General features: G+C 68.5%; 13 protein-coding genes. 4 read left to right on the forward strand and 9 right to left on the reverse strand.

Going from position 1 to position 10,423, the window contains the following annotated elements; genetic code table 11:
* Nucleotides 1-119 precede the first annotated feature (119 nt).
* From QH470_RS19770 to QH470_RS19780, 3 genes are all read right to left on the reverse strand, one after another.
* Nucleotides 120-1,436 (reverse strand): class I SAM-dependent methyltransferase, encoded by a 1,317-nt coding sequence (locus tag QH470_RS19770; RefSeq protein WP_280273875.1) that lies wholly within the window; start codon nt 1,434-1,436, stop codon nt 120-122.
* Nucleotides 1,433-2,854, reverse strand: a complete 1,422-nt coding sequence (locus QH470_RS19775) for an FAD-binding oxidoreductase (protein WP_280273885.1) — start codon at nt 2,852-2,854, stop codon at nt 1,433-1,435. The genes QH470_RS19770 and QH470_RS19775 overlap by 4 nt, the downstream gene beginning before the upstream one ends.
* 234 nt (nt 2,855-3,088) lie before the next feature.
* A complete protein-coding gene (locus QH470_RS19780) occupies nt 3,089-3,859 on the reverse strand; it encodes a hypothetical protein (protein WP_280273876.1) in 771 nt (256 codons plus the stop codon).
* Nucleotides 3,860-3,973: 114 nt separating this feature from the next.
* On the opposite strand from QH470_RS19780, the gene QH470_RS19785 reads away from it, so the two are divergent.
* Nucleotides 3,974-4,408, forward strand: a complete 435-nt coding sequence (locus tag QH470_RS19785) for an SRPBCC family protein (protein ID WP_280273877.1) — start codon at nt 3,974-3,976, stop codon at nt 4,406-4,408.
* Nucleotides 4,409-4,439: 31 nt separating this feature from the next.
* On the opposite strand, the gene QH470_RS19790 is transcribed toward QH470_RS19785, so the two are convergent.
* Genes QH470_RS19790 through QH470_RS19800 form a run of 3 tightly spaced genes read right to left on the reverse strand, consistent with a single transcriptional unit; the run spans nt 4,440 to nt 6,200 of the window.
* Nucleotides 4,440-4,787, reverse strand: coding sequence for a VOC family protein (locus QH470_RS19790; RefSeq protein WP_280273878.1), 348 nt, complete (start codon nt 4,785-4,787; stop codon nt 4,440-4,442).
* A 14-nt stretch (nt 4,788-4,801) separates the two neighbouring features.
* Nucleotides 4,802-5,623, reverse strand: coding sequence for a MerR family transcriptional regulator (locus QH470_RS19795; protein ID WP_280273879.1), 822 nt, complete (start codon nt 5,621-5,623; stop codon nt 4,802-4,804).
* 34 nt (nt 5,624-5,657) lie between these two features.
* On the reverse strand, nt 5,658-6,200 hold the full coding sequence (locus QH470_RS19800; RefSeq protein WP_280273880.1) for a hypothetical protein: 543 nt from the start codon (nt 6,198-6,200) through the stop codon (nt 5,658-5,660).
* Between the two features lie 165 nt (nt 6,201-6,365).
* Here QH470_RS19800 and QH470_RS19805 point away from each other — a divergent pair, with 165 nt between their 5' ends.
* The gene (locus QH470_RS19805; protein WP_280273881.1) at nt 6,366-6,704 is read left to right on the forward strand and encodes a YbaB/EbfC family nucleoid-associated protein; all 339 of its coding nucleotides are present in this window, start codon (nt 6,366-6,368) and stop codon (nt 6,702-6,704) included.
* 16 nt (nt 6,705-6,720) lie between these two features.
* On the forward strand, nt 6,721-7,329 hold the full coding sequence (gene recR, locus QH470_RS19810; protein ID WP_187686217.1) for a recombination mediator RecR: 609 nt from the start codon (nt 6,721-6,723) through the stop codon (nt 7,327-7,329).
* Nucleotides 7,330-7,355: 26 nt separating this feature from the next.
* Here recR and QH470_RS19815 read toward each other — a convergent pair whose 3' ends face one another.
* Both QH470_RS19815 and QH470_RS19820 read right to left on the reverse strand, forming a co-directional pair.
* On the reverse strand, nt 7,356-8,000 hold the full coding sequence (locus tag QH470_RS19815; protein ID WP_280273882.1) for a hypothetical protein: 645 nt from the start codon (nt 7,998-8,000) through the stop codon (nt 7,356-7,358).
* Complete coding sequence (locus tag QH470_RS19820; RefSeq protein WP_280273883.1) at nt 7,997-8,215, reverse strand: hypothetical protein; 219 nt, start codon at nt 8,213-8,215, stop codon at nt 7,997-7,999. Before QH470_RS19820 ends, QH470_RS19815 begins: the two co-directional genes overlap by 4 nt.
* Nucleotides 8,216-8,422: 207 nt before the next feature.
* On the opposite strand from QH470_RS19820, the gene QH470_RS19825 reads away from it, so the two are divergent.
* Nucleotides 8,423-9,508 (forward strand): PLP-dependent cysteine synthase family protein, encoded by a 1,086-nt coding sequence (locus tag QH470_RS19825; RefSeq protein ID WP_280273886.1) that lies wholly within the window; start codon nt 8,423-8,425, stop codon nt 9,506-9,508.
* 8 nt (nt 9,509-9,516) lie between these two features.
* Here the strand turns inward: QH470_RS19825 and QH470_RS19830 are convergent, their stop codons facing one another.
* The gene (locus QH470_RS19830; protein WP_280273884.1) at nt 9,517-10,281 is read right to left on the reverse strand and encodes a sulfite exporter TauE/SafE family protein; all 765 of its coding nucleotides are present in this window, start codon (nt 10,279-10,281) and stop codon (nt 9,517-9,519) included.
* Nucleotides 10,282-10,423: the final 142 nt, after the last annotated feature.

Below are 10,423 nucleotides of genomic sequence, written 5' to 3' on the forward strand. Positions count from 1 at the left end.
CCCACCACCCCCGCCCCCGCGGCCGGTGTGGGGGGGGCCCCCCCCGCTCGGCGTGCCTGCGCCGCAAATGCCGGTGCCGGGATGACGAAGGGGCTTTTCTCGGCGGATGGTGCCCTTTGTCAGGCGCTCCACCAGGGGCGCAAGGGGACCGTCCACTCGTTGTCGGTACCCAGTTTCATGCCGAGGACCTGGTGGAGTTGGACTACGTTGCGCTCGAAGCCGAGGACGCAGCCGGCCATGTAGAGGCCCCAGACCTTGGCGGTGCCCTCGTCGGCCGCGGCGACGCAGGAGTCCCAGTTCTCGACCAGGTTCTTGCACCATTCGCGCAGCGTGAGGGCGTAGTGCGGGCGCAGGTTCTCCTCGTGGAGGACCTCGAGGCCGACGTTCTGGATGTCGGAGATGATGCGGCCGGAGCCGATCAGCTCGCCGTCCGGGAACACGTAGCGGTCGATGAAGTCACCGGCCTTGGTGGTGCGGGTGTTGTCGGGCCGGGTGATGCAGTGGTTGAGGAACAGGCCGCCGTCGCGCAGCTTGCTCTGGATGTAGCCGAAGTACGACGGGTAGTTGTGCACGCCGATGTGTTCGGTGAGACCGATGGACGACAGCGCGTCGAACTCGGATTCGGGCACGTCGCGGTAGTCGGAGTGGCGCACCTCGGCCAGGTCCTGCAGGCCCTCCTCGGCGATCTTCTTCTGCGCCCACTCGGCCTGTTCCTTGGACAGCGTCGCGCCGATCACCTTGACGCCGCGCTTGGCCGCGTAGCGCACCATGCCGCCCCAGCCGCAGCCGATATCCAGCAGCCGGTCGCCCGCCTTCAGGTTCAGCTTCTCGAAAACCAGGCGGTACTTGTTCTCCTGCGCCTGCTCGAGGGTCCAGTTCTCCTCGCCGTACACCGCGCAGGTGTAGGTCATCGACGGGCCGAGCACGTACTCGTAGAACTCGTTGGAGACGTCGTAGTGGTGGTGGATCGCCTCGGCGTCACGGCCTTTGGAGTGCCGGAAGCCCTCCAGCGCGATGCGCCGCCAGCGCGGCAGCGTCTCCTGCGGCGGCGGCGCGATCGGCTTGAGCGCGTCCCAGCCCAGCGAGCGCGCGATGGTGACCAGCGCCAGCGCCGACGGGCGCCGGAACTTCAAGTCGCTCATCGCCTTCAGGATGTCGTACGGGTCACCCGGATGGATGCCCTCGGCGGACATGTCGCCGGAGATGTAGGCGCGGGCCATGCCGAGATCGCCCGGCGCGGTGGCGATGTAGTTGATGCCGCGCGGGGTACGGATGTCCAGCCGGTATTTCGAGTCCTCCGGACCGCAACTCGACCCGTCGTAGGCGGTGAACCGGATCGGCACCGGTCCCTCGACGAGGGTCTCGAAGATCTCGGCGATGCTGAGTTTGGTTCCCAGTTCCGCGAAGACGTCCGAACGATCTTTGAACGTGGTCACTTGCGTTGCACCGCCTTCGAATACAAATCCAGTAAACGATGATCCGGGTCGTAGTGTTTCTTCAAATCGGGATAGACGTCGCCGCCGTACAATGCGGCGAATTCATCTTTGTCGTAGTACGCGTCCGAGTACAGGGATTTGTGCCCGTCCAATTCGGACACTTTGTGCTCGATGGCGCGATTGGCGGCGCCCTCCTGCTCGCCGGGCGTCGTCGGCACGGCCGACCAGAAGCCGACGTTGACGTAGGTGCGGTCGGGTTCCAGCGGGTACAGCGGCCACGGTCGTCCGGCGGTCGTGGATCCCTTGTCGCGCAGGCGAAGTGGGCACAGCCAGACCGGTTCGATCGGGATGTCGGCGAGGAACCACTCCATGAATTCGGCGGTGCGCTCGATCGGCACCTCGATGTCCTGTACGACGCGTTCGCGCGGCGGGTTGCCCTTGCGGGCCTCCAGCCGATCGGCGATGCCGTACTTGTGATCGAGCGCGATCAGCTTCCAGTAGAAGCTCGAACGCCGGTACTGCCTGGGCCAGAAGCGGCGGATCTTCGGGTTCTGGGTGCCGAACGCGCGCGAGCACCAGAACCAGTCGGTGTCCCAGCGCCACAGGTAGTCGTGGATGGTCAGGCGGTCGCGGGTGGGCTGTTTCGCATCGTGCTGGATGGAGCGGTAGAAGATGTCCATCCCGGTGTAGTCGCTGACCGGGCCGGGCTCGTCGGTCTGCCGGCCGAGGATAAGGTAGCTCTCGTCGGCGGTGAAGACCACGCCGTCGAGGTAGTCGACCGGCTCACCGTCGTAGGAGCGGTCGAGGACGATCTGCGCCATGACCGCTTCCAGCTCGCGCAGGTCGTGGAAGCGCACGTGCCGCAGTTCCACGTAGGGACGCACCTGCTCCAGCTCGATCTTCAGCCGGGTCGAATAGCCGAGCGTGCCATAGGAGTTCGGGAAGCCCCGGAACAGTTCGGCGTGCTCGCCGTCGGGCGTCGCGGTGATGATCTCGCCCGCGCCCGTCAGCACGTCGATCTCCAGCACCGACTCGTGCGGCAGGCCGTTGCGGAACGAGGTGGACTCGATGCCCAGCCCGGTGACCGCGCCGCCGAGGGTGATCGTCTTGAGCTGCGGCACCACCAGCGGGGCCAGCCCGTACGGTAGCGTCGCGGCGACGAGGTCCTCGTAGGTGGTCATCCCGGCCACGTCGGCGGTCCGGGCCTGTGGATCGACCGCGATTACCCGGGTGAGGCCCGAGACGTCCAGCCCCGGAGCGGGGTTCTTGGCTCGGGCCCGGAACAGGTTCGAGGTCTTCTTGGCCAGCCGGACGTTCGCATCCCGGGGGATGGCGCGGTAACTGGCCAGCAGGCGGTCCACCCCCGCCCGATGCGCGGCAAAACCTGATTCGTGTGCGGCCGGTGCGCGGCCGGCCATCCCCAACAGACTCACTGCCACACCTTGACGCTATATCTCCGCGAAGTGGGAGGCCACCGCGAGGGTACCTATTGCCAGGAATTTTCACGCATCCGTTGCAATGCGTTGGGGTCCGGGCGCGATGCTCTGGCATCGGGTGAACGGGCAGGTCGCGGCGGTAATTAGCCAGCCTAACGGAGTGTGCTGGAGCTTTCGGGGTGCCGGGCGGAGATCATCGCCCGGCGTCGGCCGCGCTCAGTTGCGGGGATACCCGTTGGGCGGTCCGGATTGCGGGTGGCCCGGCGGCGGGCCGTAAGGGTGCGGCGGCTGCCCCGGATACGGCTGCGGTTGGTACCCCGGCGGGGCGTACCCGGGTCCCGGCCCGCCGGGCGGCGGGGCGTACCCGGAACCTGGTGGCCCGGCCGGCGGCGCGTGTCCGGAACCCGGCGGCCCGGGCGGCGGCGTGTACCCGGGACCGGGCGGCGGGGCGTACCCCGGATCGTGCGCGGGCGGCGGGTAGCCACCGGTCGCGGCGTGGGGATGCACCGGGGTGTGCTGTGGCGCGGCGGAATTCGCGTGGCCCGCCGATGCGCCCTGACCCTGCGGAAATCCGTCCGGCGACGCCTGGACGCCCGCGACGCCGGGCGGTTGCGCCGCCTGGTAGGGCGAATTGTTCTGCGGCGGAGGCGAACCCGCACCGGCGGTGGGTCCGGTGGGCTTGCGCAGTTCGCCGCGCAGCAGCCAGACACAGCCCGCGCTCAGCAGCGGGCCGACGACTATCAGGGTCCAGCCGATGCGCTTGTTCCTGCTGTTCTGCTCGTCGACGGTGCGCGTGGTCGAGCTGCCGTGCCGGCTGGTCGTCGTGCAGGTGTCGCCGGCCTTCATCTCGTGGCCGCCGCAGTCCACCTTGCCGTCGCCGTTCAGCGTCACGATGCCGCCGATCAGCAGGCCGATGCCGAACACGATGCCGAGCACGTAGGTGACGACGTCCTTGATCCGACGTGCGCGCAGCACGGTATTCGACACGAACCCCCCTAGGTGATTCCCGTTACGATGACGACCCGGCTCCCCTGAGTCGCGGCGTAGCATAGCCCGGCGGCAGGCAAGGTGCACATCGCCGACTCAAACAAGGAGTTCACAGTGGGACAGGTCAGCGCCTCCAGTTCGATCGTCGTTCCGGCCGACTCGCAGCGCACGCTCGAGGCGATCTCGGACTACGAGACGGTGCGACCCCGCATCCTCTCGTCGCACTATCGGGACTACAAGGTGCTCGAGGGCGGCAAGGGCGCCGGCACGGTCGCCGAATGGACGCTGCAGGCCACCGAGAAGCGGTCGCGCAATGTGCACGCGGTGGTATCGGTCTCGGATTCGATCGTGACGGAACGGGATTCGAACTCGACGCTGGTGACGACCTGGACGGTGACGCCGTCCGGCGCCGGTTCCCTGGTCACCGTCCGGACCAGCTGGAAGGGCGCCGGCGGCGTTCCCGGCTTCTTCGAGGGCATCTTCGCGCCCCTGGGCCTGAAGAAGATTCAGGCCGAGGTACTGGAGAACCTGAAAGGCGAACTGTCGTAAGGGATTCCGGCCACGCGCGGGCCGGATCGGTTCAGCCCTCGGCGATGTCGAAGAGGTTGCCCTCGGGATCAGCGAGGGTGGACCAGCTGATCCCGTACTCGTCGTAATCGGCGATGTGCTTTGCGCCCAGCGTGATCGCCCGCTCGATCTGGTCGCGACGATCGGTCGTGACCAGATCGAGGTGGACGACGTTCTTGCCCGGATTCTTGTCCGGCACGCGCAGGAACATCAGGGTCGGCGACATCGTGTCGCGGCCGACCGTCGCGAAATTCCGGTTCGCCTCCGGATCGACCGGCTGCTCCAGCAGTTCGGCGTAGAAGCGCGCCAGTGCGGCGGCGTCCGCGCAGTCGACGGCGATATTGGCGAGCCTGGGTGGCATCGGTATTCCTTTCTTCACGGCCGGCCGACCGGCCAGCAGACCTCGGTGCGGAAATCGGCGGGATCCGCGACATCGGCGGGCCCGACGAGGTACAGCTCCCGCACGGGTTCGGCGAGTGCGGTGTCGTGCTCGGCGACGTGGCTGCCCAGGGTGCCGTAGGTGCGGTCGAAGTCGGTGAACGGGCCGGTGTGCACGGCGATCGCGAAACGCCGGGCCGGAAGTTCGAGCACCGCGGTGCCGTCGGCGGGTGCGAGCCGGTCGCGCTCGGCGGGTGCGATCGGCACGAACGCGACCACCTCGCCGGCTTCGTTCTCGAAGAAGTCGGTGGAGTAGGTGGCCCCCGCCGGACCGGCCGGTGCGACGCCCGCGGTGGCCAGTGTCCCGTAGAGCCGGCCGAAGGCGGCGTCGCACCATTCCGAGATGCCCTCTTGCGCAACAGTATTCGCGAAGGTGAGCGCGGGAAAGGCTGGTACCGAACGGTATTCGACCTCGATCGGCGGGCTCGGCGACAACAGGGCCCGCAGCGAGGCCACCACGTCCCGGGTGCGCGCCAGCTCGGCCTCCATGCGTTCCAGATGGGCCCGCAGGGCGGTATCGCGCGCGGATCGGTCGGGCGCGGCCAGCACCGTGCGGATGTGGGGCAGCGGCATGTTCAGATCACGCAGGCGCCGGATGAGATGCGCCTGCGCGACCTGTTCGGTCGAGTAGCGCCGATAGCCCGAGGCCGGGTCTCTCGTCGCGGGTTGGAGCAGCTCGATCTCGTCGTAGTACCGCAGCGTCTTGACGCTGAGGTACGTCAGCCGGGCGAATTCCCCGATGGGGACTGTCGCTGTCATGCCGATCAGCGAACACCCTCCAGCGGGGGGAGAGTCAATAGGTCAGCACGAAGGTCAGCAGGGGCGTGGTTTGAATGGCGCCGCGCCACCACGAGTAGCCGAACCAGACACCCGGGGTGACCTCGCGGATCTCGTCCCAGATCTGCGGGGTGATGGACGGGGCGTAGTCCAGCGCCCACACCGGCTGGCCGTCGAGGATCGACGGGGCGCTGTAGACGTTGGCGGGGAAGCCCTCGGTCCCGCCGCCGAGTATGCGATTCTGCAGGATCCCGCCGTCCGGGTTGGTGTAGAAGTTCTTGCCGCTCCACAGCGGCGGCGCTACCGCCTCCACGATCGGTGGGCGCGCGACCCAGCCGTTCGTCACGCCGATGGGGACCGTGCCCCGCGGCGCGTCCAGGAAGATCTGGTCCTGTTGCTGTGGGTCGCAGATGTCGCGCAACGCCACGATGGTGGCCTGGGGATTGTCGGGATACAGCGCGCAGCCGCCCCCGTAATCGGTGTCGGCGTGCGCGGCGGGCGCGGCGACGACGACCGGCGCCACGGCGAGCAATGCCGCCAGGCAGGCCGGTGCGAACACTCGCCCGAGAGATATTCGAGTTGGTTCACGGCCTGCCCGCATAACCGCCTCCATGTGACCTGACCCCACCCACCGATCGTAGTTCGCTATCGCCGGGTCGATAGGGGGGTAGACCCAATCGTGACTACGCTGGGGAGCAACCACTTCCCGCAGAGAGGACAGCCCGTGGAGCCCGGTGGACAGGTCGACATGCAGGCCCTGCTTGCGCAGGCACAACAGATGCAGCAGGCGGTGATGGCCGCCCAGGCCGAACTCGCCGAGGCCGAGGTCGAGGGGGAGGCCGGCGGCGGGCTGGTGAAGGTCACCGTGAAGGCGACCGGTGAGATCCAGACGTTGCAGATCGATCCGAAGGTCGTCGACCCGGACGACATCGAGACCTTGCAGGACCTGGTGGTGGGCGCAATCAACGCCGCGACCGCCAACGCCCAGCAGCTGGCCGCGGAGAAGCTGGGCCCGCTGGCCGGTGGCATGGGCGGGGGTTCCATGCCCGGCCTGCCGTTCTGAGCCCGGGGCCACCGCGTTGTACGAGGGTCCGGTTCAGGATCTGATCGACGAGCTGGGCAAGCTGCCCGGCGTCGGTCCCAAGAGCGCGCAGCGGATCGCGTTCCACCTGCTGTCGGTCGAGCCGCCGGAGATCGACCGGTTGCAGGCCGCGCTGCAGAAGGTGCGCGACGGGGTGCGGTTCTGTTCGGTGTGCGGCACCGTGTCCGACGGTGAGCTGTGCCGCATCTGCGCCGACCCGCGCCGTGACCGCACCCTGATCTGCGTGGTCGAGGAGCCCAAGGATGTGCAGGCCATCGAGCGCACCCGGGAGTTCCGCGGCCGGTACCACGTACTCGGCGGCGCGCTGGACCCGCTGTCCGGCATCGGCCCGGATCAGCTACGCATTCGAGAACTGTTGGGCCGCATCGGAAATCAGGACGACGGCGTCGATGTCACCGAGGTGATCATCGCGACCGACCCGAACACCGAGGGCGAGGCGACGGCCACCTATCTGGTCCGCATGCTGCGCGACTTCCCGGGCCTGTCGGTCACCCGGCTGGCTTCGGGCCTGCCGATGGGCGGCGATCTGGAATTCGCCGACGAGCTGACCCTGGGCCGCGCGTTGTCGGGCCGCCGCGCACTGTAGCGACGGGGCGCACCGTAGCGACGGGCTCAGAGCAGGATCGGTTCCCAGTCGAGCGCCGCCAGGCGGGTGCGGTCGCCGGTGGTCCAGTCCCAGATCAGCTCGGCGACTCGATGAGCGTCGTCGAGCCGGGTGCCGAAGTGCCGGTCGGGTGCACCGTCGCGGTACTCGAGGGCGTAGTCGCCGTCGCCGTCGCGGAAGGTCTGGATGTAGACCTGAGGTTCCCGCTCGACGATCAGATAGGGATTCGGGTCGGTCAGGTCCGGGATCCACTGGTGGATCAGCGACTCGGTGAGATAAGGGAATTCGCCCGCGCCGCCGTGCGTGACGGTGACCGGAATGTGCCCGGCGGGGTCGAGCAACCAGGCGAGCTGGGGATCGTAGACCGCGTACGACCGTGGTGTGGCGAGGTCGAACAGCAGGCCGCGCAGGTGGCCTATCGCGTCGTAGGGGCTCGAAACATACAGTGCCGCACCGGTTTCGGCGCCGCCCACGGGCGGCTCGGTGAGGAAGCCGTCCGGTTCGGGCAGTGCCGCGTTGTGCTCGTTCAGCGCGGCCGCCAGTTCGGTCACCACCTTGTCCTCCGGCAGGCCGCGCTGGGCGGTCAGGTATGCGTCGACCTCGTCGGGGGTGGTGGCGACGCCGGAGGGCAGCAGTACGTGGTCGTAGCTCACCCGGCCAGGCTACGTGGCCCGGAACGGGGCTCCGGCAGGGCGCAGGCGCAGCCGCCCGCGAGGTCGAAACAGTCGACGATGAAGGTGTGCCGGGCGTGATCGGTGTCGTGGCAGTCGGCGTCCGTGCACTCCACCGACCGGTCGGTGTGCACGATGAGCGTGCCGTGACAGTGGTCGAGAGTGGCGTCGCAGGATAGGCAGAGCCGTACGTGCATGAAGACCTCCTGGGCGAGAAGACCGTCCGCACTACGGTCTTATCACGCCCGGGGGACTCGTTCGAGCCCCCGGACCGGGCGCGTCCGGAGCAACCCCTCCGCAATCGTCGGTCGGGGCTATGGAAATATCGAGTTCTACCTCAACGGGCTCGAGGGCGAGGAGTGCGCATGACAGCCGCGGTCACACCCACCGGCGCCGCGCCGGACATGGTGGACGTCAACCGGTACGACCCGGGTCACCGAGCCTGGCTGGCCGAGGCGATCGCCAAGGTGCGCGCCGATATGCGCCGCTCGTCGGACACGCACCTGCTGCGGGTCCCGGTGCCCGCGGTGCCCGGCGTGGACCTGTATCTGAAGGACGAGTCCACGCATCCGACCGGATCGTTGAAGCACCGGCTGGCGCGCTCGCTGTTCCTGCACGCGCTGTGCAGCGGCTGGATCCGGCCCGACCGGCCGGTGATCGAGGCGTCCAGCGGTTCGACGGCCGTCTCCGAGGCGTACTTCGCGCGGCTGATCGGGGTGCCGTTCGTCGCGGTGATGTCGCGCGGCACCAGCCGGGAGAAGGTGCGGTTGATCGAATTCCACGGTGGCCGATGTCATTTCGTGGACGACGCGAACGAGGTCTACGACGTCGCCGCGCGGCTGGCGACCGAGACCGGCGGCCACTACATGGACCAGTTCACCTTCGCCGAGCGGGCCACCGACTGGCGCGGCAACAACAACATCGCCGAATCCATCTTCGATCAGCTCGCCGAGGAACGACACCCCGATCCGGCCTGGATCGTGGCGACCGCGGGCACCGGCGGCACCTCGGCGACCATCGCCCGCTACATCCGCTACACCGGCCGGGCCACCGGCATCTGCGTGGCCGACCCGGACAACTCCGCGTTCTTCCCCGGCTGGCGCGACGACGATCCGGCCGCGACCACCGAGATCTGCTCGCGCATCGAGGGCATCGGGCGCCAGCGCGTGGAGCCCAGCTTCGTCGGCGCCGCGATCGACCGGATGATCCACGTCCCCGACGCCGCGGCCATCGCGTCGATCCAGGTGCTCGACGAGTTGATCGGGCGCAAGGCGGGAGCCTCCACCGGCACCGGTCTGTGGGCGGCGTTCCACATCATGTCCGAGATGGCGGCGGCCGGGCGGGCGGGCAGCGTCGTCGGCCTGCTCTGCGATCCGGGCGACCGTTACATCGACAAGTACTACTCCGCCGAGTGGCTCGCCGAGCAGCGGATCGACCTCACGCCCTACCGTGCCCGGTTGCGCACATTCCTGGAATCCGGGGTGCTGTAACCGGCGTATCAGGTGGTCAGCAGGCGCACGATGGCGACGAGGCCGACCACGACGATCACGCCGCGCAGCACCGTCGGCGGCATGCGGCGGCCGACCGTCGCGCCCAGCTGCCCGCCGATGATCGAACCCACCGCGATCAGCGCGACCACCTGCCAGGCCACGTCGGCGACGAAGACGAAGATCAGTGCCGACAGGGTGTTCACCAGCAGGGCCAGGAAGTTCTTCACGGCGTTCAGGCGCTGTAGCTCGTCGTGCACGAACACGCCCAGCAGGCCGATCAGTAGGACACCCTGCGCCGCGCCGAAGTATCCGCCGTAGACGCCGCTGGCCAGCACTGCCAGCCACAGCAGTGGGCCGCCGTGTTCGGGGGACGAGCCGTCGGCCGCGCGGCGCCGCTGTACCCAGCGGGACAGGCGGGGTTGCACTACGACCAGGATCAGGGCGGCGATGATCAGGATCGGGACGATCGCCTTGAACGCCTCGGGTGGGAGTTGGAGCAGGAGGATCGCGCCGAGGGCGCCGCCGAGTAGGGAGGCGGTGCCGAGTCGGAGGAGTCTGGCGCGCTGGCCGGTGAGTTCGCGGCGGTAGCCGAGTACGCCGCTCAGGCCGCCGGGGACCAGGCCGATGGTGTTGGAGACGTTGGCGGTTACGGGGGGATAGCCGAGGGCTAGGAGGACGGGGAAGGTGATGAGGGTGCCGGAGCCGACGATGGTGTTGATGCATCCGGCTGCGATGCCTGCGGTGAGGATGGCCGTCTGAGCTAGCAGGGTCATGCTGTGTTTTTGGCCTCCGCTTCGCTCCGGCGGGTTTTAGGCGCCCAATTTCGACGGTTTTGTGTGGGGGGGCCCTGGTGGACGTAGAGCGAAGGGCCGCCCCCCGACACCACCACCCCCACCCGACACCAACCCGCGCGGG

Origin of the sequence: Nocardia wallacei (genome assembly GCF_029868745.1) — a bacterium.
In the GTDB taxonomy this organism is placed as follows: domain Bacteria; phylum Actinomycetota; class Actinomycetes; order Mycobacteriales; family Mycobacteriaceae; genus Nocardia; species Nocardia wallacei_B.

Coding starts and splice junctions, on each gene's coding strand:
- QH470_RS19825 (WP_280273886.1), top strand. CDS start 8,423: ATGGTGGACGTCAACCGGTACGACCCGGGTCACCGAGCCTGGCTGGCC.
- QH470_RS19775 (WP_280273885.1), bottom strand. CDS start 2,854: ATGGCCGGCCGCGCACCGGCCGCACACGAATCAGGTTTTGCCGCGCAT.
- QH470_RS19790 (WP_280273878.1), bottom strand. CDS start 4,787: ATGCCACCCAGGCTCGCCAATATCGCCGTCGACTGCGCGGACGCCGCC.
- QH470_RS19820 (WP_280273883.1), bottom strand. CDS start 8,215: ATGCACGTACGGCTCTGCCTATCCTGCGACGCCACTCTCGACCACTGT.
- QH470_RS19830 (WP_280273884.1), bottom strand. CDS start 10,281: ATGACCCTGCTAGCTCAGACGGCCATCCTCACCGCAGGCATCGCAGCC.
- QH470_RS19795 (WP_280273879.1), bottom strand. CDS start 5,623: ATGACAGCGACAGTCCCCATCGGGGAATTCGCCCGGCTGACGTACCTC.